The sequence below is a fragment of the Thetidibacter halocola genome, assembly GCF_018224955.1.
GTDB lineage: Bacteria > Pseudomonadota > Alphaproteobacteria > Rhodobacterales > Rhodobacteraceae > Thetidibacter > Thetidibacter halocola.
Genome location: NZ_JAGTUU010000009.1, coordinates 202,491 through 225,716, shown reverse-complemented (window position 1 = coordinate 225,716; position 23,226 = coordinate 202,491). Strand labels below are relative to the sequence as shown.

The 23,226-nt window shown below is 64.2% G+C and carries 19 protein-coding genes and 3 pseudogenes; 6 read left to right on the top strand and 16 right to left on the bottom strand.

Features of this window, described 5'->3' with window-relative positions; translation table 11 throughout:
- Nucleotides 1-54: 54 nt before the first annotated feature.
- A pseudogene (locus KB874_RS23045) lies at nt 55-195 on the top strand (IS3 family transposase); the annotation flags it as partial.
- Here the strand turns inward: KB874_RS23045 and KB874_RS20585 are convergent.
- From KB874_RS20585 to KB874_RS20565, 5 genes and pseudogenes are all read right to left on the bottom strand, one after another.
- Nucleotides 180-1,076: pseudogene (locus tag KB874_RS20585) on the bottom strand (HAD-IC family P-type ATPase). The pseudogenes KB874_RS23045 and KB874_RS20585 sit on opposite strands and share 16 nt — an antisense overlap.
- Nucleotides 1,073-2,068, bottom strand: a complete 996-nt coding sequence (locus KB874_RS20580; protein WP_212538441.1) for an FAD:protein FMN transferase — start codon at nt 2,066-2,068, stop codon at nt 1,073-1,075. Before KB874_RS20580 ends, KB874_RS20585 begins: the two are co-directional and overlap by 4 nt.
- Nucleotides 2,049-4,253 carry a PepSY domain-containing protein gene (locus KB874_RS20575; protein ID WP_212538440.1) on the bottom strand — a complete coding sequence of 735 codons (2,205 nt, stop codon included), beginning with the start codon at nt 4,251-4,253 and terminating at the stop codon, nt 2,049-2,051. The genes KB874_RS20580 and KB874_RS20575 overlap by 20 nt, the downstream gene beginning before the upstream one ends.
- 12 nt (nt 4,254-4,265) lie before the next feature.
- On the bottom strand, nt 4,266-4,736 hold the full coding sequence (locus tag KB874_RS20570; protein ID WP_153749738.1) for a DUF2271 domain-containing protein: 471 nt from the start codon (nt 4,734-4,736) through the stop codon (nt 4,266-4,268).
- 50 nt (nt 4,737-4,786) lie between these two features.
- The gene (locus KB874_RS20565; RefSeq protein WP_212538439.1) at nt 4,787-5,155 is read right to left on the bottom strand and encodes a hypothetical protein; all 369 of its coding nucleotides are present in this window, start codon (nt 5,153-5,155) and stop codon (nt 4,787-4,789) included.
- 448 nt (nt 5,156-5,603) lie between these two features.
- On the opposite strand from KB874_RS20565, the pseudogene KB874_RS20560 reads away from it, so the two are divergent.
- The 3 genes and pseudogenes from KB874_RS20560 to KB874_RS20550 all read left to right on the top strand — a co-directional run.
- Nucleotides 5,604-5,915 (top strand): annotated as a pseudogene (locus KB874_RS20560) (transposase); the annotation flags it as partial.
- 182 nt (nt 5,916-6,097) lie between these two features.
- A complete protein-coding gene (locus tag KB874_RS20555; protein WP_212538438.1) occupies nt 6,098-6,931 on the top strand; it encodes a hypothetical protein in 834 nt (277 codons plus the stop codon).
- Nucleotides 6,928-7,116, top strand: coding sequence for a hypothetical protein (locus KB874_RS20550; protein ID WP_212538437.1), 189 nt, complete (start codon nt 6,928-6,930; stop codon nt 7,114-7,116). Before KB874_RS20555 ends, KB874_RS20550 begins: the two co-directional genes overlap by 4 nt.
- 754 nt (nt 7,117-7,870) lie before the next feature.
- Here KB874_RS20550 and KB874_RS20545 read toward each other — a convergent pair.
- The 10 genes from KB874_RS20545 to KB874_RS23240 all read right to left on the bottom strand — a co-directional run bounded on the left by KB874_RS20545 (nt 7,871) and on the right by KB874_RS23240 (nt 21,270).
- Entirely contained in the window at nt 7,871-8,392 is a 522-nt protein-coding gene (locus KB874_RS20545; RefSeq protein ID WP_109565327.1) for a DUF2478 domain-containing protein, read from the bottom strand.
- 13 nt (nt 8,393-8,405) lie between these two features.
- Nucleotides 8,406-9,740: a molybdopterin molybdotransferase MoeA gene (locus KB874_RS20540; protein WP_249200685.1), complete on the bottom strand. Its 1,335-nt coding sequence runs from the start codon at nt 9,738-9,740 to the stop codon at nt 8,406-8,408.
- On the bottom strand, nt 9,680-10,312 hold the full coding sequence (locus KB874_RS20535; protein ID WP_109565325.1) for a carbonic anhydrase: 633 nt from the start codon (nt 10,310-10,312) through the stop codon (nt 9,680-9,682). Before KB874_RS20535 ends, KB874_RS20540 begins: the two co-directional genes overlap by 61 nt.
- Nucleotides 10,302-10,871 (bottom strand): hemerythrin domain-containing protein, encoded by a 570-nt coding sequence (locus KB874_RS20530; RefSeq protein WP_123644117.1) that lies wholly within the window; start codon nt 10,869-10,871, stop codon nt 10,302-10,304. The genes KB874_RS20535 and KB874_RS20530 overlap by 11 nt, the downstream gene beginning before the upstream one ends.
- Before the next feature lie 20 nt (nt 10,872-10,891).
- Nucleotides 10,892-11,686: a peptidylprolyl isomerase gene (locus tag KB874_RS20525; protein ID WP_212538436.1), complete on the bottom strand. Its 795-nt coding sequence runs from the start codon at nt 11,684-11,686 to the stop codon at nt 10,892-10,894.
- Between the two features lie 5 nt (nt 11,687-11,691).
- The gene (gene narI, locus KB874_RS20520; RefSeq protein ID WP_212538435.1) at nt 11,692-12,477 is read right to left on the bottom strand and encodes a respiratory nitrate reductase subunit gamma; all 786 of its coding nucleotides are present in this window, start codon (nt 12,475-12,477) and stop codon (nt 11,692-11,694) included.
- A 1-nt stretch (nt 12,478) separates the two neighbouring features.
- Nucleotides 12,479-13,198, bottom strand: coding sequence for a nitrate reductase molybdenum cofactor assembly chaperone (narJ, locus tag KB874_RS20515; protein ID WP_212538434.1), 720 nt, complete (start codon nt 13,196-13,198; stop codon nt 12,479-12,481).
- A 2-nt stretch (nt 13,199-13,200) separates the two neighbouring features.
- Nucleotides 13,201-14,727 (bottom strand): nitrate reductase subunit beta, encoded by a 1,527-nt coding sequence (gene narH / locus KB874_RS20510; RefSeq protein ID WP_212538433.1) that lies wholly within the window; start codon nt 14,725-14,727, stop codon nt 13,201-13,203.
- The gene (locus KB874_RS20505) at nt 14,724-18,482 is read right to left on the bottom strand and encodes a nitrate reductase subunit alpha (protein ID WP_212538432.1); all 3,759 of its coding nucleotides are present in this window, start codon (nt 18,480-18,482) and stop codon (nt 14,724-14,726) included. Before KB874_RS20505 ends, narH begins: the two co-directional genes overlap by 4 nt.
- Before the next feature lie 64 nt (nt 18,483-18,546).
- Nucleotides 18,547-21,270 carry a nitrate/nitrite transporter gene (locus KB874_RS23240; protein ID WP_212538431.1) on the bottom strand — a complete coding sequence of 908 codons (2,724 nt, stop codon included), beginning with the start codon at nt 21,268-21,270 and terminating at the stop codon, nt 18,547-18,549.
- 256 nt (nt 21,271-21,526) lie between these two features.
- Here KB874_RS23240 and KB874_RS20495 point away from each other — a divergent pair, with 256 nt between their 5' ends.
- Both KB874_RS20495 and KB874_RS20490 read left to right on the top strand, forming a co-directional pair.
- Nucleotides 21,527-22,225: a cyclic nucleotide-binding domain-containing protein gene (locus KB874_RS20495; RefSeq protein WP_212538430.1), complete on the top strand. Its 699-nt coding sequence runs from the start codon at nt 21,527-21,529 to the stop codon at nt 22,223-22,225.
- Nucleotides 22,226-22,236: 11 nt separating this feature from the next.
- Nucleotides 22,237-22,548, top strand: coding sequence for a carboxymuconolactone decarboxylase family protein (locus tag KB874_RS20490; protein ID WP_123644112.1), 312 nt, complete (start codon nt 22,237-22,239; stop codon nt 22,546-22,548).
- 3 nt (nt 22,549-22,551) lie between these two features.
- Here the strand turns inward: KB874_RS20490 and KB874_RS20485 are convergent, their stop codons facing one another.
- Entirely contained in the window at nt 22,552-23,217 is a 666-nt protein-coding gene (locus KB874_RS20485) for an NnrU family protein (protein ID WP_212538429.1), read from the bottom strand.
- Nucleotides 23,218-23,226: the final 9 nt, after the last annotated feature.

The following is a 23,226-nucleotide window of genomic DNA, read 5'->3' as shown; positions in this document are numbered from 1 at the left end:
GAAGTGGTCCACGAACTGGGATAGTCTTATCCCGATTTTCAGGAGGACCAAGAGATGGCTGGCAAGCGCGACAAACCCGAGGACATCGTGTTGAAGCTGCGGCAGGTTGAAGTTCTGCAAGGGCAAGGAATGGCGATCGCCGATGCGGTGCGCCAGATCGGCGTGACCCAGCAGACCTGCTATCGATGGCGCAAGCACCGTGCTTTCCGGGTCGGCGACGCCAAGCTGCGCGGCGACGAAACCAACGCCACCGGAACGGCAAGGATCAGCGGGCACGGCGTCGCCACCACCAATACCGCCACCGCCCGGATCGGATCGCCCGTGAACCACCAGGCGGCGGTTGCCAGCGCGACCGTGACGCCGAGGAACAGCAGCGAGTAGCGGTCAGCCAGCCGCGCCATCGGCGCCTTGGATTTCTGCGCCGCCTCGACCAGCCGGACGATCCCGGCATAGGTGCTGTCCGCCGCCGCCCGCGTGACCCGCAGATCGAAGGCCTCGCCCGCGTTGGTCGCGCCGCTCATCACCTCGTGGCCCTGCACCAGCCGGACAGGCATCGACTCGCCGGTCAGCGCGGAAAGGTCGAGCATCGCGCCCGCGCTCGCGACCGTTCCATCCACGGGGGCCACATCGCCCTGCCGGATCAGCAGCAGGTCGCCCGGCGCGATGGCGTCGAGCGGGACTTCATCCAGAGCGCCATTGCGATGCCGCGTCGCGGTCCGGGGCACGCGAGACAGAAGATCGCTCATCTCGAGCCGGGCGCGACCCTGCGCGAAACTCTCGAGGAAGGTACCACCCGAATACATGAGCGCGTCCACCGCCGCAGCCAGCGTCTCGCCGAACAGAAGTGCTGCCGACATCGACAGCGCCGCCACGATGTCGAGCCCGACTTCGCCCTTCCAAACGCTGCGAACGATTTCGACGCAAAGGGCCGCGAGGACAGGAACGACCCCTGCCGTTCACGCGATCGTGGCAAAATCCGGCTGCCCCACCAGCCAAAATACAAGGCCGGACACCAGACCAAGCAATGCCAGGCCCAAAAGGACGACGTTCAGGCGATCATGAAACAGAGCGGTCATCTGGTGCTTATCCCGGCGTCAACCACGCGCTCGGGGCCTGGACGGGTCTCGAACAGCCGTCCAACTCGCGTTTCGCGAAGCAGAGCGCCCTCACGATCAATGAAGAGAACGCTCAGATTGCTTCTACGCGCCAATTGACCGCCCTCCAAGCTTCCTTTCACCATGCACGCTGTAGCCCAGGCGTCAGCCTCGGCACATGTCCTTGCTACGACCGTGACCGAGGCGGTCGAGGCGAGTATGGGTGCGCCGCGGTTCGGGTCCATGGTGTGCGACAGGCGCCGGCCCTGAACCTCGACCCAGTGGCGATAGTCCCCTGAGGTGGCCACGGCGGCGCCCTGAAGCGCCAAGATGGAATGGGGAGCACGGCGATCCGCGTCCGGGGCCTCGACGGCGATTGTCCATGCTTGCCCATCTGGTCGAAGCCCGAGCGCACGCATTTCGCCGTCAATGCCAACAAGAGCATCGTCGATGCCGTGCGCCACCAGCGTCTCGGCCAGCCTGTCGACGCCATACCCCTTCGCGATGCCGTTCAGGTCCAGTGCAACCGGGGACGTCTTTCGGACAAGGCCGTTGCCCGCGTTGATCTCCAACGCCTCATGCGCGGGCACCCGGTCGGTCCTCATCGCGGTGCGGATGCGGTCGGGTGTCGCCGCAAGCGGCCCGAAACCCCAGGCGGTCACCACATCGCCCATGCCGATATCGAAGGCTCCGTCCGAGGCGCGCCCGATCTCGAGCCCGAGCCGCAGAACCTGTCCGAGCCGATCCGGCACCGCCACCCACGCGCCCACCGGCGCCGCGTTCAGGCGCATGAGATCGCTGTCGGGTTTCCAGGTGGACATCTGCGCGTCCACTTCATCGACGGCGGCCTGCAGCGCTGCGCGGACCGGCTCGGGGTCGAAACCCGCTTGCGCGAAGAACAGCGCGGACCAGCGCGTGCCCATGGTCGGACCGTTCAGCGCATGGCGCATCGGTTCAGTACACATCTTCGACATAGCGTCCCTCGGCTTTCAGTGCTGCGGGCGAGAGCCCGGTGGGAGCAAGGATGTCAGCGAGCGCGTCGGCGACGCCCGCGGCCATGTCGCGCCCGCCGCAGACCAACACCCGCGCACCATCCTTGATCAGCCGGGCCACCTCGGCAGCCTCATTGCGGAGCGCGTCCTGGACGTAATGCGGCCGCGCCCCGCGCGAGACGGCGGTTACAAGCTGGACCAGATGGCCCTCGTCCTGCCAGACGGGCATCTCCTCACCGTAGAGGAAGTCGCTGTCCGGGTGACGCATCCCGAAGAAAAGGTGGATGGGCCGCCGCCTGGAGTTGCCGCGCACGAAACCCGCCAATGGGCCGATGCCGGTTCCGGCGCCGATCAGGATCAGCGGCGCTTTGCCTCGGCCCGGTTGGAACCCCGGATTGCGGCGCAGGAATGCGGTGACGGTTTGCCCGGGTTCCAGCGCGGTCAGTTGGCCGGAACACAGTCCGCCAGGCTGCTTCTTCACCACGATCTCGACGAACCCGTCGCGGCGCGCGGAGGCGAGCGAGTAGAGGCGCGGTACGGGTGATCCCTCGGGCAGGATGCCGATCAGGTCGCCTGCGGTGAAGCGTGCGAAGGCCGCTCCAGTCAGACGCTGCCACAGAGTCGCCTTCGGCAGAGCGAAGCGCAGGATCGCGGTCGGGGCCTGAACCTCGTTTCCGTAGTCGCGGCGCGAGATCAGCGTGAGCGTCTCGGTGGCAGGCAGAACCGGCTGATGGGCGAGTTCAAGGTCGATCCCCAGCACTTTCCCGAGGCCGCGGCCCCAGCGTGCGAAGTCCTGCGGTGACTGGCGGTCGATTGTGTCCAGCGGCAGAAGTTCGGACCAGCCTTTCGCACGGGCAGCCTCGGACACGGCCTTCGCGAAGGCGCAATAGGCCGGGAAGCTTCGATCGCCGAAGCCGAGAACAGCCACGGGGGCCCCGGGGGCGTGGTCGAGGGTCGCAAGGCGGCTCAGGAAACCCTTGGCCGAGGCCGGTGAATCGCCGTCACCATAGGTCGCCGCGAGGACAATGATCCGCCTCGCGCTGGTGTAGCGGTCCGGCGAGAAGGCCGACATGGGTGCTGCGTGCACGCTCTGCCCGGCGCGGCTCAGCGCGGCATGAAGCGTCGCGGCGAAACCCCAGGTGCTGCCGCCCTCGCTGCCGACGAGCAGGATCGTCTCGGCCCGACCGGCGGGCTGATTGCCCCGGATGCGCGGCCGCCCCCCCCGTCCTGCGAGCCAGACGACAACGCCAGTAACGCCCATCGCCGGAACGCCGAGCGCCATCAGCCCCAGAACTAGGCCGAGCGTGGGCGCTCCCTGTCCGGTGTGCAGCATGTAAATGGTCTCTGATACGCGTTCCCAGCCGGTAAGGTCGGTCCAGGCGAGCAGTGCACCGGTGCCCTGATCGAGATACCCAGTCCCCTGGTCGGTCTTCAGCGTGAAGACGTCCGTCGCATCGGCGGGATAGGGAAAGCTCAACTCCCGCAGTTCGTCGACGGGCGTCTCCACTAGAAGGGGCATCTGACCAGGTGCGAACGCCGCCTCACCGCTCACCTCAACCGGCATGGCTGGCACGCCGCCACCGGGAAGCAGATCGAATGTGGACGCCGTCATCCACAGGGCGGTGGTAGACGACAGGACAAGGCCGACCACCGCGATGCGGGCGATCTCGATATGCAGTCGGCCAGCAAGGGGTCCGCGCAGCCGCGTGAACCAGTTCCGCCAACCGCCCACACGCCGGGTGACCAGCAGGACACCGGAGAACGACAGACCCAACATCGCCGCGGCACCCACGGCCATGGCGATGCGCCCGCCATCGCCGAGGAACAGCGAGCGGTGCAGATTGGTAAGCCAGCGTTGCGTCTGGTTAGGGTCGGCGGAGGCCGCACCCTGACCAGTGGCGGGGTCGATCACTGCGGCGCCGGGCGTGCCCTGATCGAACCAGTAGGCCGTGATCCGGCCCGAGGGCGCACGGCGGATTTGATCGACGCCCGGATAGGCGCCCTGAATGCGATCCGCGAGGGTGGCCACCGTCATGCCCGCCTCGGCCTGCGGCGCGGCAATGCGCTCGGCCGCAGGGAAGACCGACAGCGCCGCGCCGCTCAGGGATAGGACGGTGACGAGAGCCAGAGCCAGAAGACCCGGCCAGCGATGGAGTGCACGGATCATGGCCATCACCCCTCACATGTCGTAGGCGAAGCTGGCGATGTAGCGCCTGCCGGTCACCGGCGTGCCGGCGCCAGCGGTCGTCAGCGGGACGGCCACCTCGTTCGGGCTGTCGCGCATGTCCTCGACGGCGGCATCGATGTGCAGCGTGTAGCCGGCATCGAACAGCGCATCGGCGAGATCGAGCGTTATCTCGAGCGTCCGCCCCGCGCCCACGCTGGCGCCGGTGATGCCGTTCACCTGCGCGGTGTCGCCGCCGGTCGCGCGGTACCAGTCGGTCAGGTGCTCGTAGTATTTCGACTTGGTCCCGGCCATCCAGAGGCTGCCCATGTAGGCGCCGGAGGCATCGGTGACGTAGAGCGCGAGATAGGCTCCATCGCCACCGTAGCTGTTGAGAGTCGTGGTCAGCGTCACCGGGCGCGCCATGGCGAGGCCGGGAAGGGTCAGCGCCGTGGTCAGCGCGAGTGTCGCAAGAAGCGATTTCATCGGGTTGGTCCTTGTGTACGAGGTGCGGGGTTCGCGTGCGTCGGGGAGGCTCAGTTCACCTGGACCTGCGGTGGGGCGCCGTTCCCGAAAAGCCCGTTCTGCGGTGGGGCGACGGTGCCGGCGGGCGCGGGATTGGGAGCGCCGCTGCCGCAGTCGTCGTCATCGTCATCGTCATCGTCGTCGCAGTCTTCGTCGTCATCATCGTCGTCGTGATCACGCCGCGAGCCGTGGCTTTCATCATCGTCGTCATCGTCGTCACTGGCGAGGATGAGGGGCAAGGACTGCGTCGCGTCCTGCCAGATCGCCGCGAAGGGCCGAGGGCTCCCATCGGGGGCGGCGTTCATCGCACTCCAGGCCGTGGTGCCGATCACGGCGGTCAGCGCGGTGGAGGCAACAAGAAGGGTGAGGATCTTTCGCATCGGAGGGTCTCCTTTTCGTTTGATGAGACCGATATGCAGACCCGACCTGAGGCCTTCCTGACGGCGCTGCGATTCTCGCTTCAGCTTGCCGTCAGGAAGAAAAATGCCCCGCCGGTCTGGCGGGGCGGGAAGCTGGGGCGCGAGCGGAGCCTGGTAAGTGTGCCAAACCGATGTTCAGCTCGTCAGGCGAACTCGAAATGCTCGAAGCGGACGCGTCGCGGCGTCTGGTCCAGCGCCTTCAGACCCTTCAGGATCCCGTCTTTCAGGCCCGTCGGGCCACAAAACCACAGATCGGCATCCCGGACGGCTCTGTTGCATAAATCACGTGAGGGATTCATCTCGTGAATCCAAAGTGGTAGCTGGGCTGCATGAGCAGACCCGCACTCCCAACCTACAAGACCAGGAACTGGCCGGCCTACAATGAAGCGCTCAAGCGCCGTGGCTCGCTGCCGACCGCGGCGCCCATGCTGTCATCCCGCCACGAAAGAACGCAAAGCCATGGAAGGCTGTCACCGCCGGCGCCGCCGCGCGAAATGAAATTCTGCGGGCCTCCAAATACCTCGGCCGAGCCTTGTGGCGACGATGGAGCGGATACCACCGCCGGAGCCGCGTTGAGACGAAGATGCATTGTTTGAAACTGCTGGGGCAGCGCCTGATGGCACGGGACTTCGACCGCCAGGTCGCCGAGCTTCAGGTCCGTATCGCCGTCCTAAACGGCTACACCGCGCTCGGCATACCCGTCACAGAGCCCGTGGGATAAGTCCGTCCGGGTAAAGGGGAACCTCGGCCATCACCCGATTTGTGCAACAGAGCCACGCCGAAGAACCACCTGCACTTCTGCCGCGGATCCGTCTCGCACGGGTCTATTGGCCGCGAACCGTTCTCTGTCTTGATGCAAGCGCACCGGCCACAGAGGTCCAAGAAGCATATCGCAGCACTGAAATGGACGGTCGAGAAAGGCAGCTTCGGGAAAATGCCCTGCGGGAGGCTGGCTTCAGATCCACGAACATCAACTGGGCTGACTTCATCGACAACGCGACCGGGCGAGCCCGCCCCGGTGCTTCGTGGCGTGTGTTCTGGCAAGCCCGGTCCATCGACCTTCAGCTCACGGCGCAGGAGGAACCGGAGGCGCTGGCACTGGGAATATCGGCGCTCGAGCCGCACTGGACACATGCTCCCAAGGATCTTCTGAGACCGCAGGACGATACCGTGAACGGCGCTCAGATCGATAATTGCACCCTCTCCGACGAGGAAGGCGATCTGTTCGCGTGGTTTCCTGACGGCGACAGAATGCTGGTCTGCCGTGGCTTCACTGAAGAACGGCCTGTGCCGGGAACAGCAGAAGACCCATCCGGACCATCCTACCAGACGGTCCGATACGAACCGGACGAGTGTGAAATATCCGAAGGGCTCATGGAGATGCATTTCGGGCCGCTCGATGCAGGTCCAGCCTGGGAGTTGATGACGCTGCCGATGCAGGATTGGCAGAGCGTCTTCATGGCCAATCGGCCGTGGAGCACCCCGCCAGAGCTTCAGCCTGCATTCCGGCCCCTGTTCACAGCACCGACCGGGTGGACGCCGGCTCCCGACGACACTTTGGCATCAGCGATCCTTCGTAGTCTTGCCTACGGAGAGGGCGCGGAACGGCTTGACGAGAAGCTCATGGCTGCCGTGAACCGACGTGTGCGGTGCCTCGACGAAATGAGGAGCAAGCTCGAGCGCCACTACGAGGATGCCCTCGCGAATAACGGATACAACTCGAGAGAGCAGTCATGAAAAACGGCTTCCGCCCGACATGCAAGCGGCGCGTGACCAGAAGGAACGCGGCCGGAGAGACTCCGCAGGAGGAACGCCGGCGCAAGCGGGCGTTCGACGAGTGGCTCAGGAAGCAGTCTCTGCCGTCCAGCCGGTATTTCGCAATGGCGGACTACGGTTCGATGAGCCGTCCGCTGACCTGGTGAAGGATAGGCCGCTGCAAGACGAGAAAGCGGAAGTCCAGGCCACTCTCGACGTAAGTGGTCGCACAGTGCGGCGCGTGCCGTCCGCGATTATCGACGCGGACGCCACGGCAAACTACCGCCACCGCTACGCGCCATTCGGCCATCGCACCCAACGGCTGCGCCTCTCGCTTGTTGCGGCTCTGGTCGCCTTGAAGGCGATGGAAACAAGGGCCAAAGTTTTGGCGGCGTTGAAACTCAGGCCATTGGAAAGCCGACGAAAAATCCGACCGAACCGAATTTGGCGAGGTTCGCCCGAACAGAGACGGAGCGCCGTTCAGAGCCCGGAACGGGCTTGGCGCGCGGTCTCAGAGGTTCGGATGGGGGAGGCAAAGCCCTTTGAAAACACGACTATTTCCGTGCCGTTTGGGGCGCCTGTCCGTGTTCGCAACAGGGATAGTGGCGGAGGGGATGGGCCTGGAATCCAACGTTCTCTACCCTCTAACCTATTGTTATTATTTAATCTCACGATGTTTTTGGCGGTCTCCCGATACTATCACGACTGGCAGCGAAACGGGTGAGCCGCTGGCGCGATAGCTTCTTCAGGATCAGCAAGATCCCGTCAGCCAACGTGGACGTGGTCTCACACGTTCGCCACAAATAGCACGGCATGTGCTCGGCCCATCTCGGAAACTGGGCAGGACAATCCCTTTTGCAGCGACCGCCGTGCACGCAATTCCCGCAGACAAAGAAAACAGATCCGAACCATTGGCCGAAATCAGACCAGTTCGTCCGCCGACGCTGTCACCTCGTTCACCCACGCCATCAGCGCTGCGGGTTCGGGCTGCAGCTGGATTGCCAGCCTCTCCGCGAAGTTCTCGAAGGCAGGTCGGTTGAGCGCATTGAGTCCGACCAGAACGGGGATCTCCATCGCAACCGCCTCAGCGATCACGTCGCGGAACCCCCGCCCCTCCGCCTCGTGCTTTCCGAACTTGTTGACGATCAGCAGGTCCGCGCCGGATGAAAGGCTCACCTTGACCAGCCCGACCGCCGTTTCCAGCGCGGCCGGGTCGAGGCGGCACCCCCGCGCCTGCGGGCCAAGGTCCTGGCTGATGCGCAGAACGGGACCATCGGGCAGCACCCGCACATCCATGTCGCAGGGGCCGGCATCGGCGCGCTCGCTGTTGATCTGGACGGTTCCGCAGCATCTGAGGCCCCGGGCTGCGAGGTTCGCTGCCAGCCGTTCAAGCACCAGATCCGTATCGCCGCGTCCTGGCGCCATCGTGTAAGCAAGTTTCATGTCCGGGGCTCCTTCAGGATTGGCAAAAAGGTTGAAATTCGACCAGCGCACCGGCTGGCAGGGATTCGACGTCGGCGGGCAGAAACATCAGCCCGTCCGCTGGAGAGAGCAGCCCGACACGGGCCGAATGTGTGGCATCCTCGAAGGAGACGATCTCGCGACCATGGCCATCGAAACCGGCCAGCGTGGCGGGTCGGAGTTCGCAGCGCCCGGGCTTGCGGCGGATTGGGCCTGCGGTCACGACATGCCGTCGGGTCGGGGCGGGTCCCGCGCCGCTCAGGGCACGGATCAGCGCCAGTCCGAAGACCTGCCATGTGACGAAGGCCGATACCGGGTTGCCGGGCAATCCAAGCCAGTGCGCCTTGCCGATGCGCCCGACCGACACCGGCTTGCCCGGTTTGATCGCGACGCCGCTGAACAGGGTTTCGCCGCCCAATGCCATGACGGCCGGCTTCACATGATCTTCTTCGCCCACCGAGATACCGCCCGTGGTGATGACAAGATCGGCTTGCGCCGCCATGTCGCCCAATTCACGGACAAGACCGGCAAGGTTGTCGGCACCATGAGCCGAGGCAACGACGTCCACATCCGCAGCTGCAAGGCCTGCCGTCAGCATCGGTGTGTTCACGTCCCAGATCTGGGCTTCCTCGCGCGCGCCCCCGGCGCGGCGTACCTCGTCGCCGGTGACAAGCAGTGCCACGCGCAGCCTGCGCCGAACACGCAGGATGCCCGCGCCGGCGGCGGCACAGGCGGCGATCTCCCTTGGTCCGAGCCTGCGGCCCTTGTCCAGAACGGTCGCACCCTTGGCCATGTCACTACCCGCGCGGCGGACGTTCAAACCCGGTTCAGGTCTGTGCGACAGATGAATAGCGTCCCCGTCACGCAGGACGTCCTCCTGCATGACGACCGAGTCCGCGCCCAACGGGACTGGCGCGCCAGTAAAGATTCGGGCCGCCACGGCCCCTGCGACCGGTGTCGTCACCGCCTGCCCGGCAGGCACGCGCGCAACGACTGGCAGCACCCAGGGTCCGGCGCCAGTGAGGGCCGATGTCGCGATCGCATAGCCATCCATCGCCGCATTATCGAAAGCCGGTGCCATGGCTCGGGACCGGACCGGCTGAGCGAGAATGCGGCCAAAGGCGTGGTCGAGCGACAGGGCCTCGGTCCGGCCGACCGGTGCTATATGCCCTGCAATCCGGGCCAGTGCCTCGTCGATGCTGATCAGCGAGTGAAGCATGTCCTGACTGTCACAGCCGCAGCCCGGTGACGCGATGGCTTGATGGATGGTCATTGTGCTGCCTCCTCGGCGGAATTGGTAGGCTGGAAATGCCCGGGCCCGATGCTGCAATCGAGGTCGCGCAGGCGCCCGTCCTTGAGCCCGTAAATCAGGCCGTGCACGCGGACATCGGCTCCACGGCGCCATGCCCTCTGAAGGATCGGCGTCTCGCAGACGCGCCGCACGCCCTCGACCACATTGAGTTCGGCCAGCCGGTCGCGTTGTGCTTCGAGGTCGGTTTCGCGCCCCAGATCGACCGCATATGCGCGGGCCAGGCGCCGGATCGGCTCGAGCCAGTGATCGGCCAGACCGTGTGGCAGATCCTCGGTCGCGGCCTTGACCCCCCCGCAGCCATAGTGGCCGCAAACGATGATCTCGCGCACATGCAACGCATCGACCGCGAATTCCAGCGCCGAGAGCAAGTTCATGTCCGAGGAATGAACGATGTTGGCAACGTTGCGATGGACGAACACCTCGCCCGGATCGAGCCCCGCCACCACGTTGGCCGGTACCCGGCTGTCCGAACAGCCGATCCAGAAGAACTCGGGCGCCTGAAGGGCGGCAAGGCGGGTGAAATAGTCAGGCTCCTCGTCGTGGCGTTGTTTCGACCACGCCACGTTACGCTCCAGAAGGTCATTCAGCATCGGTCGTCTCCGGGAAATCTGGCAGCCCGCGTCTGGATCGCATGTGTTTCGACAGGATCCGCAGATCGGCCCGAGTCAGCCGGGCGCGGGCAATCGGCAAGAGGATCGCGTTTTCGGCAACGAGGTGGCGCCGCACGTGCCCCGCAAACCTGGACAACACCCCGCGCTCCTTTGCGGACAGATCGGCCCCCCTATCAAGGCAACCGGCGAGCATCGCACGCACTTCGGGCAGCAGACGCATCGCCTCATCCTGATCGGCCCTGATCCGGTCGATCGCACCCTCAATCGCATCCTCTTCTGTGCAGCGCCGGGCAAGAAGCGGGAACAGGTCCTCAGCCTCGTCGCGCAGGTGGACGTTCAGTTCCTCGTTCACAAAGCGCAGTACCGTTGTCGCTTTTTGGCGATTGAAAGCGTCCGCCGTTGCCAGCGCGTCGATAACTGCGCAAATCTGTCGTTCACGCAGGTGGTCTTCGCTGATGAAGTCCAGAGGATTTGCGAGAAGGCTCGGACTCGTCGGTTTGTCGCCACTTCCGCGCGTCACTGTCTCTGACGGTTTCATCACACGTCCTTTCACGTGGTTCAGATCGGCGTCAGGCTTGCGCCGGAGATCTGCGCCCCTTGACCGAGGCTCTCCACGAAGGCGCGCGAGGCGCGCGCCCAGGCTGCCTTTTCCAACGCCTGCGCGATCTTCGGCCGAACGGTGCCGTAGGGCAGCACCTGCCCCGGCGCCGTGGCATTCAGTCGGATGATATGCCAGCCGTGGCGCGACAACACGGGCGCCGGGGTCACGGCCCCTTCGGTCAGGGAGCGCAGGGCTGCCTCGAACTCCGGCACGGTGTCGCCGGGGCCAAGCTGACCCAGATGGCCGCCAGAAGCCTTCGAACCGCAATCGCTTTCGCGCGCGGCAGCGGCAAATCCCTTGGCATCACCGTCGAGTCGCGCCAGCAGGGCAACGGCCCGTGCCTTGGCCGCGGCGCACTCGGCTTCGTCGCGCGGATCGCAGGCGCACAGGATGTGCGAGACATCCCAGAGCGGTGCCGAACGATATCGGGCGGGGTCTTTCTCCCATTCCGCGCGCACGGCCCCTTCGCTGACGGGCGCGATCACCAGCGCCTCGTCCAGCAGGGCGCGGATCAGGGCTTCGTCGTCCGTCTCGAACCGCCCCGGCGCCAACTCGAGTGGGTCGGGCGTCAACCCGCGCCGCTTCGCCTCCTGCAAGAGCAGTGCACGGATCGCCAGCGCCTGCGCCGCCTTGCGCCAGGCGATCCCCGGCTTGTCCTTGGGGGCGCTGTGGTTCTGGGCCTCGGCGGCGATTGCCGCCGAGGGGATGGTTTCGCCGTTCACGACGACATCGGGAAACAGGGCCACGTTCATCTGGCTCACTCCGCGGGCGTCGTGGCGGTAGGACCGCGCTTGGCTTGCACCTTGTCATAGGCGCGGCGGCGTTCTTCCAGAGGACGGTGCCGGCGCGACCGCACGATCTGGTAGCCGGGCCGCGTCAGCAGGTAGCGGAACGGCGCGGCGAAACCGGACCAGATGTGGACGAGCCGCGTGAACGGAAACAGCGCCGTGATGATCAGCCCGAGGAAGATGTGCAGCTTGTAGAGCCAGTGCACGTCGACGACGGTGACCCAGGCGTTGATGTTCCAGCTGACCACGCTCTGCGACCAGGTCATGAAGCGGACCATTTCCGACCCGTCCATGTGCTGCAGCGTCTGGGTGATCGTCAGCAGGCCGATGGCCAGCTGCAGCCAGATCAGGACCATGATCAGGATGTCGGGGAAGGTCGATGTCACGCGGATGCGTGGATCGACCAGGCGGCGATGGATCAGCATGGTCGATCCGATCAGGGCGGCGATGCCAGCCGGGCCGCCGATCAGAACTGCCATCCATTGCTTGAGCGCATAGGGAATACCGATGGCATCCAGCACCCAGACCGGCGTGAAGAGGCCGACGAGGTGACCGAAGAACACGGTCAGGATGCCGACATGGAACAGGATCGACCCCCAGATCAGCTGCTTTCGGCGCAGAAGTTGGCTCGAGGAACTCTTCCAGGTGAAGGGGTCCCGCTCGTAACGCACGATCGATCCCACGAGGAAGATCGTCAGCGCGACATAGGGCATGACCCCGAAGATGACGAAGTTGATGTCGAAGTCGCCAAACATGTCATGCGCTCCTGTTCAATGGTTGCGGGGCGGGGGTAGGATTGAACCCAGGTTTGTCCATCGCCGCGAGCATGTCGCGGACTTGCGGGCAACCTGCGTTCGGATCGGGGCCGAACGTAACCTCGGTTTCCTCCCAAACGGCATCGAGCGCCGCGAGGTCGGTCGGGTCATCATCGGGCTGAGACAGCATGTCGGCCACGGCTTCGGCGTCGGCCTGCATGTCGGCGAGCTGGGAAAGAGCGGCGAACGCGGCAGCATACCCGCTGTCGCGCCGGACAAGCCGGGCCGCGAGAGCATCAAGGATATGCGCCGCGTCCGCCAGAGTTTCCTGCACTTCTGCGAAGGGACGCGTCGACAGGAATTCCAGCAACACCGGCAGGTGGTCCGGCAGTTCCGAGGTGGCGGGTTCGAACCCGCCCGCCCGATAGGTCTCGATCAGGCTGACCATGGCGCCGCCCCTGTCACGGCTTTCGCCGTGAACATGCTCGAAGAGATTGAGCGACAGCGTCCGCGACCGGTCGAAGAGCATCACATAGCTTTCCTGCAGGTCGTATAGGTCGGCCTTTGCGAAGCCGTCGGCCAACCTGCGCAGCGCAGCTCGTGTGTCGGCGGCGATGCGGGGTTCGGCTGCGATGACGCCCCCGATTTCGGGCATGGCCTCCTGAAGCTCCCGCGAGGGATAGCTCAGGATCAGCGACAGGGCCTTGAGTGTGCGGTCCATCATCAGAAGGTCTCCTGCGGAAGGGCGAATTTCTTTTTCTTGCCGCCGAACAAAGTGGTCTTGCCGGCCTCACCGGTGGAACAGCCGTTGCCGTCGGTAAAGCCGCAGCCGCCCCGTATGTCGGCTCCATGTTCGTTCTGTTCGCGGTGCGCCGTGGGGATCGCGAAACGATCCTCGTAGTCGGCGATGGCCATGATCTTGTACATGTCCTCGATCACCCGGCCGGACATGCCGACCCGGGCGGCGATCGCCTCGTCCCGCACGCCGTCCACGCTGAGCGCCCGCATGTAGAGCCTCATCGCGGACATGCGTTCGAGGGCGTGAACGATGGGTTCCTCGTCACCCGCCGTCAGCATGTTGGCGAGGTACTTCACGGGGATCCGCAGCGACCGCACGTCGGGCATCTGGTCGCTCATCGCGATCTGTCCCGCCTGAGCGGCGTTCTGGATCGGGCTGAGCGGCGGGATGTACCACACCATCGGCAGCGTCCGGTATTCCGGGTGCAGCGGGAAGGCGACCTTCCAATCCATCGCCATCTTCCAGACCGGGCTGACCTTGGCGGCCTCGATCCAGTCCTCGGGCACACCGTCACGGCGAGCCGCGGCGATCACCTCGGGGTCGTTGGGGTCGAGGAACACGTCGAGCTGCGCGCCATAGAGGTCGGTTTCGCGCTCGGCGCTCGCCGCCGCCTCGATCTTGTCAGCGTCATAAAGTATCACGCCAAGATAGCGGATGCGCCCGACGCAGGTTTCTGAACAGACCGTCGGCTGGCCGGATTCGATACGCGGATAGCAGAAGGTGCACTTCTCGGATTTGCCGGTATCCCAGTTGTAGTAGACCTTCTTGTAGGGACAGCCCGAGATGCACATCCGCCAGCCGCGGCACTTCTCCTGGTCGATCAGGACGATGCCGTCCTCCTCGCGCTTGTAGATCGCGCCCGAGGGGCACGAGGCCGAGCATGTTGGGTTGAGGCAATGCTCGCACAGTCGCGGCAGATACATCATGAAGGTATTTTCGTACTCTCCATAGATCTCCTTCTGCACGTCCTCGAAGTTGTAGTCGGCGGAGCGCTTCGAGAATTCGCCGCCCAGGATCTCCTCCCAGTTCGGACCTTTCTCGATCTTCTCCATACGCTCTCCGGTGATTTTCGACCGGGGGCGCGCGGTGGGGAACGCCGTCATGTCGGGTGCCGATTTCAGGTGGTCGTAGTCGAAATCGAACGGCTCGTAGTAATCGTCGATCTCGGGCATCGAGGGGTTAGCGAAGATGTTCGCCAGGATCCGCCATTTGCTGCCCTGCTTGGGGTGCAGCTTGCCCGACGCGGATCGCGTCCAGCCGCCGTTCCAGCGCTTCTGGTTTTCCCAGTCGGTCGGATAGCCAGTGCCGGGCTTGGTCTCGACGTTGTTGAACCACGCGTATTCGACGCCTTCGCGGGTAGTCCACACGTTCTTGCAGGTGACCGAGCAGGTATGACACCCGATGCACTTATCGAGGTTCAGGACCTTGCCAATTTGCGCACGAACTCTCATTCCGCTGCCTCCACGTTCTGGGTTGCGGACCGGCTTGCGGGTTTGTCGAGCCAGTCGATCTTCTTCATTTTCCGCACGATAACGAATTCGTCGCGGTTGCTGCCCACTGTGCCGTAGTAGTTGAAGCCGTAGGACAGCTGCGCGTAGCCGCCGATCATGTGCGTGGGTTTCAGCGTCGCGCGGGTGACCGAGTTGTGGATGCCGCCGCGGTTGCCGGTCTTCTCGGACCCAGGCGTATTCACGATCTTTTCCTGCGCATGATACATGAACAGCGTGCCCTGCTTGATGCGTTGGGACACCACAACCCGAGCCGTTAGCGCGCCGTTGATGTTGTAAGCCTCGACCCAGTCGTTATCGACAAGGCCCGCCTTTGCCGCGTCCACCTCGGACATCCAGACCACCGGTCCTCCCCTGTTCAGCGTCAGCATCAGCAGGTTGTCGGTATAAGTGGAGTGGATGCCCCATTTCTGGTGGGGCGTGATGAAGTTCAGCACCACGTGCGGGCTACCCTCGGCCGCGTCGTTGTTGACGGCGGCCGTGATGGTCTTGAGGTCCACCGGCGGGCGATAGCTGACAAAGCCTTCGCCAAAGGCACGCATCCATTCGTGATCCTGGTAGAGCTGCTGGCGGCCCGTCAGGGTGCGCCACGGGATCAGCTCGTGCACGTTGGTGTAGCCCGCGTTGTAGCAGACCTCCTCGCTTTCGATGCCCGACCATGTGGGGCTGGAGATGATCTTGCGCGGTTGCGCGGCGATGTCGCGGAAGCGGATCTTGGTGTGATGCGCGCCTTCCGCGAGGTGGGCGTGATGCCGGCCGGTGGGCTTCTCCAGTTCTTCCCAGGCCTTCACGGCCACCTCGCCGTTGGTTTCGGGGGCCAGCATCAGGATCATCTCGGCCGCGTCGATGGCGGTTTCGAGCTTCGCCTGGCCTTTCGAGACGCCCTCATCCTGGACCACGCCATTCAGATCGCGCAGGTGCTTGACCTCGGTCCTGGTGTCCCAGGTGATCCCCTTGCCACCGTTGCCAAGCTTTTCAAGGAGCGGACCGACCGAGGTGAACTTCTTGTAGAGGTTCGGATAGTCCCGCTCGACGGCGATGTAGTTCGGCGCTGTCTTACCGGGGATCAGGTCGCATTCGCCCTTCTTCCAGTCCTTCACATGCGCCTGCGCCAGTTCGGCGGCGGTATCGTGCAGGAGAGGAAGCTGGACGATGTCGGTCTCGACACCCAGAACCTCGGGCGCGACTTCGGAGAATTTCCGGGCGATGGACTTGAAGATCTCCCAGTCGGACTTGCTCTCGTAGGCCGGGTCCACCGCCGCCTGCAGCGGATGGATGAAGGGGTGCATGTCCGAGGTGTTGAGGTCGTCCTTCTCGTACCAGCTGGCCGTGGGCAGGACGATGTCGGAATAGACCGCCGTCGTAGACATGCGGAAGTCGATGCACACCAGCAGGTCGAGCTTGCCCTTCGGCGCTTCGTCGTGCCAGCGGGCCTCCTTCGGCATCACGCCGCCTTCCTCGCCCAGGTCCTTGCCCATCACCCCATGGTCGGTGCCCAGGAGGTGCTTGAGGAAGTACTCGTGTCCCTTGCCAGACGACCCCAGCAGGTTCGAACGCCAGACGAACAGATTGCGCGGCCAGTTCTCGGGGGCGTCCGGGTCTTGACAGGACATCTCCAGATCACCGGCTTTCAGCTGTTCGGCGACGTAGTCCTTGATCTCCTTCCCGGCCTTCTTTGCGGCTTTCGAGACTTCCAGCGGATTGGTCTTGAGCTGCGGGGCGGACGGCAGCCAGCCCATGCGCTCGGCCCGGATGTTATAGTCGATCAGGCTGATGTCCCAATCGCCCTCGGGTGCGGTTGGCGACAGGATCTCGCCCGCGCGCAGTGTCTCGTAGCGCCACTGGTCGGTATGGGCGTACCAGCAAGACGTCGAGTTCATGTGTCGCGGCGGGCGGTTCCAGTCGAGCGCGAAGGCCAAAGGCTGCCAGCCCGTCTGCGGGCGCAGCTTCTCCTGACCCACGTAATGCGACCAGCCGCCGCCTTCCTGCCCGATGCAGCCGCACATCACCAGCATGTTGATGATGCCGCGGTAGTTCATGTCCATGTGGTACCAGTGGTTCAGACCAGCGCCGAGGATGACCATGGACTTGCCATGGGTCTTTTCGGCGTTGCCTGCGAATTCCCTCGCCACGGCGATGATCTTCTCGCGCTCGACGCCGGTGATCTTTTCGGCCCAGGCGGGGGTGTAGGGGTTGTCGTCGTTGAAATCCTTGGACACCCAGTCACCGCCAAGACCCCGGTCGAGACCGTAGTTGGCGCAGAAGAGGTCGAAAACGGTGGCAACCAGCGCCTCGGACCCGTCGGCAAGTTTCACACGGCGCGCTGGAATGTTCCGGGTCAACACTTCGGGGTGATCGCATTTCACGAAGTCGCCCGTGGCAGCACCGCCGAAATAAGGGAAGTCGACGCCTACGACCTCATCGTGATCACCATCCATGATCTGGCTGAGGCGCAGCTTGCTTTCAGCGCCCTTCGCTTTCTCTTCGAGGTTCCATCTTCCCTCTTCGCCCCAGCGGAACCCGATGGACCCGTTGGGCGCCACGATCTGACCCGACGCCTCGTCATAAGCGACGGTCTTCCAGTCGGGGTTGTTGGCCTCGCCAAGCTTGCCGTCGAAGTCGTCGGCGCGCAGCATCCGGCCAGGGACATGATGCCCGTCCTTTTCATCGAGCCGAACGAGCATCGGCATGTCCGTGTACTTGCGGGCATACTCCTCGAAATACTCGGCCTGCCGGTCGAGGTGGAATTCGCGCAGGATCACGTGACCCATCGCCATTGCCAGCGCCGCGTCGGTGCCCGCCTGCGGGTTCAGCCAGATGTCGCCGAACTTGGCGGCTTCCGAATAGTCCGGGCTGACCACGGCCGACTTGGTGCCGCGATAGCGGACCTCGGTGTAGAAATGCGCGTCCGGCGTGCGCGTCTGCGGCACGTTCGAGCCCCAGAGCATCAGGAAGCCCGCGTTGTACCAGTCGGCCGATTCCGGCACGTCGGTCTGTTCGCCCCAGGTCTGGGGGGAAGCTGGCGGCAAGTCGCAGTACCAGTCGTAGAACGACATGCAGGTGCCGCCGAGAAGCGACAGGTAGCGCGAGCCGGCGGCATAGCTCACCATCGACATCGCCGGGATGGGCGAGAAGCCGAACACCCGGTCGGGCCCGTAGGTTTTCGCGGTATAGGCGTTGGCAGCGGCGACGATCTCGGTCGCCTCGTCCCAGCTTGCCCGCACGAACCCGCCCTTGCCACGGGTCTTGGTATAGGAGGCACGCAGGATCGGATCGTTCTGGATCGCGGCCCAGGCGGCCACTGGCGTCATGGTCTCGCGCATCTTCCGCCAGGCACGCATCAGGCTGCCGCGGATGAGGGGGTTCTTCACCCGGTTCGCGGAATAGAGATACCAGCTGTAGGAGGCACCCCGCGCACATCCGCGCGGTTCATGGTTGGGCAGTCCCGCGCGGGTGCGCGGATAGTCTGTCTGCTGCGTCTCCCAGGTGACGATGCCGGATTTGACGTAGATCTTCCACGAACACGATCCGGTGCAGTTCACCCCGTGGGTCGAGCGCACGACCTTGTCGTGCCGCCAGCGGTTTCTGTAGGTGTCTTCCCAGCTGCGATCCTCGCGGGTGGTCTGGCCCCAACCGTCCGAGAATTGCTCCAACTCCTTGCTCTGGAAGAAGTTCAGTCTGTCGAGCAGATGGCTCATTGTGCTGTCCTTTCGGGTGTCTTGATCCGGGCGGCGACACGCGCCGCCCGCGAAGTCGGTTGGGTCATTGTGCAGGCTGCGCGGCGGCGTCGCCGGCGATGCGGCCATGTTCGATGTCGTGCAGCAGGCCGCCGGGGCGCGTGTAGACGAGCCAGGTGATCGCCACACAGATCACGTAGAAGAACAGGAAGCCCCAGAGCGCGCCAACGGCCGATCCCGTCATCGCGATCGAGGTGCCGTACGCCTTGGGGATGAAGAAGGCGCCGTAGGCCGCGATGGCCGAGGTGAAGGCCACGATGGCGCCAGACTCCATGGCGATCTGGCGCTTGCGTTCCTCGACCCCGAGGTGCGGCATCAGGCGCGGCACTTCGCGGCCCATGATCACCGGGATCATCTGGAAGGTCGACGCATTGCCGACACCGGTCAGGAAGAACAGCGCCATGAAGCAGGCGAAGAAGCCGATGAAGGACCCCAGCCCAAGGAAGGAGATCACGCCGAAGGTGGCCGCGATCATCGCCGCGAAGGTCCAGAAGGTCACGCGCCCCCCGCCGAAGCGGTCACTGATCCAGCCAGTTCCGGCCCGGCTGAGCGCGCCTACCAGCGGCCCGAGGAACACGTAGTTGAGTGCGTTCACCTCCGGAAAGGCCAGGCGCGTCAGCAGGGGGAAGCCAGCCGAATAGCCGATGAAGCTGCCGAATGTGCCGGTATAGAGGATGCACATCAGCCAGTTGTGCTTGCGACTGAAGATCACCGCCTGATCGGCGAAGCTGGCGCGGGCATCGGCAATGTCGTTCATGCCGAGCCACGCCGCGACGGTGGCTGCGAGGATGAAGGGCACCCAGACAAAGCCTGCGTTCTGCATCCAGAGCTGGCCGCCGTCGGACATGGTTTGCGGTTGCCCGCCGAGCGCCCCGAACACGCCCGCCGTGATGACGATGGGCACGAGGAACTGCATGACGGACACGCCGAGATTGCCGAGGCCTGCGTTCAGCGCCAGCGCGTTGCCCTTTTCGGCCTTCGGGAAGAAGTAGCCGATATTGGCCATGGAAGAGGCGAAGTTGCCGCCGCCGAAGCCGCACAGCAGCGCCAGCACGAGGAAGATCAGGTACGGCGTGTCGGGGTTCTGGACTGCGTAGCCGATACCCATCGCAGGCAGCAGAAGCGAGGCGGTCGACAGCGTGGTCCATAGCCGCCCACCGAAGATCGGCACCATGAAGCTATAGAAGATCCGCAGCGTCGCGCCCGACAGGCCCGGCAGGGCCGCCAGCCAGAACAGCTGGCCCGGGGTGAAGTCGAACCCGATGGCGGGCAGACGGGCGACGACGACCGACCAGACCATCCAGACCGAGAAGGCCAGAAGCAGCGCCGGGATCGAGATCCAGAGGTTGCGACGCGCAACGGCCCGACCCTTGTCCGCCCAGAACGTGGCGTCTTCAGGATGCCAGTCCGCGAGGACGCGCGGCATGACCGTCTTCCCCGGCACGTGGATTTCCTGCATCTCCGGCAGGCTTGGCAGCTCGTCGAGCGCCGGGCCATGTGCCGCGCGCTCCATGGCCCGGATCGACAGATGCATCCAAGTCAGCGCGATGCCGACAAGACCGAAGAGCAGTGCGAAGCATGAGGTGTAGATGCCGGTGAGGTCCAGGAGTGCGCCGAAGGCTATGGGCAGGACGAAGCCGCCAAGGCCGCCGATCATGCCCACCAGACCACCGACCGCGCCGACATGCTTGGGGTAGTAGACCGGGATGTGCTTGAAGACCGCCGCCTTGCCGAGGCTCATGAAGAAGCCGAGCGTGAACAGGACGGCGATGAAGGGCCAGAACCCCATCGAGGTCGAGAAGGCGATCGGCCCGTCCTTGCCCTGGATGACGTAATCCGTCGGCGGGTAGGACAGCATGAACAGAAGGACCAGCGCGAAACCGAAGGTCCAGTACATGACCTGGCGCGCGCCAAACTTGTCGCTCAGGTGACCACCATAGGCGCGAAACAGCGAGGCAGACAGGCTGAATGACGCCGCCGCCATGCCAGCGGTTTTCACGTCAACGCCGTAAACGTCGATCAGGTAGTGGGGCATCCAGAGCGCAAGTGCCACGAAGGCGCCGAACACGAAGAAGTAGTAGAGCGAGAAGCGCCAGACCTGCAGATTCTTCAGCGGTGCGAATTGCTGCGCCAGCGACGGTGCCTTCGCCCCTGTCTTGCGCCGCTCGACCAGCTCGGGGTCGTCCTTTGCCAGCAGGAAGAACAGTACGCCGATGATGGCGAGCCCCGCGGCCCAGACATAGGCCACACCGTGCCAGCCATAGGCGACCATGACGAAGGGAGCGACGAACTTGGTGACCGCGGCGCCGACGTTGCCCGCACCGAAGATACCCAGCGCGGTCCCCTGGTGGCCAGCGTCATACCAGCGGCTGACATAGGCCACGCCGATGATGAACGATCCGCCAGCGAGGCCGATGCCGAGCGCCGCAATCAAGTACATGATGTAGCTGTCCGCCAGCGTCAGCGCCCATGTGGCCAGCGCCGTCAGGATCATCTGGCTCGAGAACACCAGCCGCCCGCCGTATTTCTCGGTCCAAACGCCGAGAAACAGGCGGGTGACCGATCCGGTCAGGATCGGGGTGGCGACCAGCAGGCCGAACTGGGTGTCATTCAGGCCAAGCTCGGCCTTGATGGCGACACCGATGATGGAAAAGATCGTCCAGACCGCGAAACAGGCGGTAAAGGCGATCGTGCTCAGGCTCAGGGCGCGTGTCTGATCGGCGCGTGAGGCTGTGGCTACGGTCTGCATGGCGGGTCTCCGGCAAAATATGTCTTTCACCCCTGTGAGGGGATCAGTGCCAGACCTGACGCTGCTGAGCCGCCGGTGACTTGATCTAGATCACAAAACCCGGAAAAGGATAACGAAATAAATGGCTTACAGAAATTTGTCATCCGGTGCGCGGTCGCAGATCAAGGCTGCGGTCGCGAAGGTCAACCGACGGGTTGACATATATCAATTGATTTGGTGACAATTGTTAAGTGCGCAAAGTCGAAGGGGGACCGACATGCCCGATTCCGAATACCGAGATATTCGAAAACTCGATCTCTTTGCGCAGATGGCGGATGATAACTTCACATCCTTGATGCGTGGCGCCTATGTGCAGAATTTCCCTGCACAGATCGAATTGATCACTGAAGGAGAACCGAGCGATTTTCTTCACATCGTCATTTCGGGTTCTGTGGATCTGTTTTCGACCTGGAATGGCCGAGAGACCAGCATGGCGACGGTCCGCCCCATCTCGACCTTCATTCTCGCCGCGACGATCAAGGATGCGCCCTATCTGATGTCGGCGCGCACGCTGGAAAAAAGCCGGATCGCGCTGATCCCCAGTCAGGATGTGCGCGCGATCTTCGACGCTGACAGCAACTTTGCCCGCGCCATCGTCACGGAACTGGCGCAGTGCTATCGCTCGGTCATCAAGGCGCAGAAGGACCTGAAACTCAGAACGTCGCTCGAGCGGCTCGCGAATTACCTGCTCAGGCAACAAAGGCACGCCGGCGGTGGGGCTGCGTTCGAGTTGGACTTCGAGAAGCGGCGCCTGGCCTCTGTGCTGGGCATGACCCCTGAAAATCTCAGCCGCGCCTTCAAGGGCCTGCAGCCCTATGGCGTTTCCGTGACCGGCACGCGCATCACCATCGACAGTCAGGCGGATCTTGAGCGCTTTGCGAGACCAAATCCACTGATTGATGACTTTTCAACTTGAGGGACTGACAGATGACCAAATCCATGCCCGGCGCCGCCGGAGATCTCGCCGAGGAACACCCCGATGTCTGGAAGGCCTATGCTGCCTTGGGCAAGGCTACAGCCGAATGCGGCCCGCTGAAGGACCGCGAGAAGCGCCTCGTCAAGCTCGCCCTCGCGATTGGCGCGGGCTCCGAAGGCGCGGTCCATTCCCACACCCGGCGCGCCAGATCGGAGGGGATTGAGGCTGAGGCGATCATGCAGGTTGCGATGCTGGCCATCGGCCCGCTTGGCCTCCCCCGTGCCGTCGCCGCAAAGACCTGGATCGAAGACATCAAGGATTGACGTTCAGGGAAGAGGACTGACCCCAAAAAGAAATGGATGAGCCCAGAGCAGCGCCCCGTACAGCGCAATGCCTGCCGCAACCCGCAGGAGAGTGCCTCCCGACTGGGACGCCGAGAGGAGCGGTGCGTCCGCCACGCGATCACGCCTCCGTTGCCACTCTGGCCCCATTTCGCGGCGCTTGCGCCGGTCGATCAGTCGGCCTCCCAGAAGCGCGAAGGCAGCGAAGGTGCCGAACAGGATCACATGTGCCAGATCTCCGTTTGGCACGACATGGGCCGCCGCCCAAAGCGCCAACGCCAGAAGCAGCGGATGACGCGACAAGCGAATGATGCCGGGCAGTGCAGGGTCGAACTGGTCGTTGCGTGCACCCCCGAACGAGAAAGGGTTGGGCCGGCCGATGGAGAGCGCAAGTATCAGGCAGACAGGCCCCATGACCGTCAGTGGGACATGGACCTGCCATGGCGCCCAGTCCCAGACGGCCAAATGCGGCGCGCGGCCTGCCGCACCGATCAACCAAGCCAGAACGACGAGCGACAGAGCGGAATAGGCCAATGTGAATCCGGACGACCCAAGCCGTGCCTCAAGCCAGGGCCGAACAGAGGGGCGCACCGGAAGGGAATGCGACGCGAAAAACACGGCATAGGCGGCGACGAACTCCAGCCATCCCATGAGCGCGCG

Excerpts from the sequence above, each read along its gene's own strand:
- KB874_RS20555 (WP_212538438.1), top strand. The coding sequence starts at position 6,098 with ATGGACGGTCGAGAAAGGCAGCTTCGGGAAAATGCCCTGCGGGAGGCT.
- narJ (WP_212538434.1), bottom strand. The coding sequence starts at position 13,198 with ATGGACCGCACACTCAAGGCCCTGTCGCTGATCCTGAGCTATCCCTCG.
- KB874_RS20570 (WP_153749738.1), bottom strand. The coding sequence starts at position 4,736 with ATGAAATCGCTTCTTGCGACACTCGCGCTGACCACGGCGCTGACCCTT.
- KB874_RS20525 (WP_212538436.1), bottom strand. The coding sequence starts at position 11,686 with ATGAACGTGGCCCTGTTTCCCGATGTCGTCGTGAACGGCGAAACCATC.
- KB874_RS20575 (WP_212538440.1), bottom strand. The coding sequence starts at position 4,253 with ATGATCCGTGCACTCCATCGCTGGCCGGGTCTTCTGGCTCTGGCTCTC.
- KB874_RS20550 (WP_212538437.1), top strand. The coding sequence starts at position 6,928 with ATGAAAAACGGCTTCCGCCCGACATGCAAGCGGCGCGTGACCAGAAGG.
- KB874_RS20530 (WP_123644117.1), bottom strand. The coding sequence starts at position 10,871 with ATGAAACCGTCAGAGACAGTGACGCGCGGAAGTGGCGACAAACCGACG.
- KB874_RS20505 (WP_212538432.1), bottom strand. The coding sequence starts at position 18,482 with ATGAGCCATCTGCTCGACAGACTGAACTTCTTCCAGAGCAAGGAGTTG.
- KB874_RS20485 (WP_212538429.1), bottom strand. The coding sequence starts at position 23,217 with ATGGGATGGCTGGAGTTCGTCGCCGCCTATGCCGTGTTTTTCGCGTCG.
- KB874_RS20580 (WP_212538441.1), bottom strand. The coding sequence starts at position 2,068 with ATGTCGAAGATGTGTACTGAACCGATGCGCCATGCGCTGAACGGTCCG.
- KB874_RS20545 (WP_109565327.1), bottom strand. The coding sequence starts at position 8,392 with ATGAAACTTGCTTACACGATGGCGCCAGGACGCGGCGATACGGATCTG.
- narI (WP_212538435.1), bottom strand. The coding sequence starts at position 12,477 with ATGTTTGGCGACTTCGACATCAACTTCGTCATCTTCGGGGTCATGCCC.
- KB874_RS23240 (WP_212538431.1), bottom strand. The coding sequence starts at position 21,270 with ATGCAGACCGTAGCCACAGCCTCACGCGCCGATCAGACACGCGCCCTG.
- KB874_RS20565 (WP_212538439.1), bottom strand. The coding sequence starts at position 5,155 with ATGCGAAAGATCCTCACCCTTCTTGTTGCCTCCACCGCGCTGACCGCC.
- KB874_RS20490 (WP_123644112.1), top strand. The coding sequence starts at position 22,237 with ATGACCAAATCCATGCCCGGCGCCGCCGGAGATCTCGCCGAGGAACAC.
- KB874_RS20535 (WP_109565325.1), bottom strand. The coding sequence starts at position 10,312 with ATGCTGAATGACCTTCTGGAGCGTAACGTGGCGTGGTCGAAACAACGC.
- KB874_RS20495 (WP_212538430.1), top strand. The coding sequence starts at position 21,527 with ATGCCCGATTCCGAATACCGAGATATTCGAAAACTCGATCTCTTTGCG.
- narH (WP_212538433.1), bottom strand. The coding sequence starts at position 14,727 with ATGAGAGTTCGTGCGCAAATTGGCAAGGTCCTGAACCTCGATAAGTGC.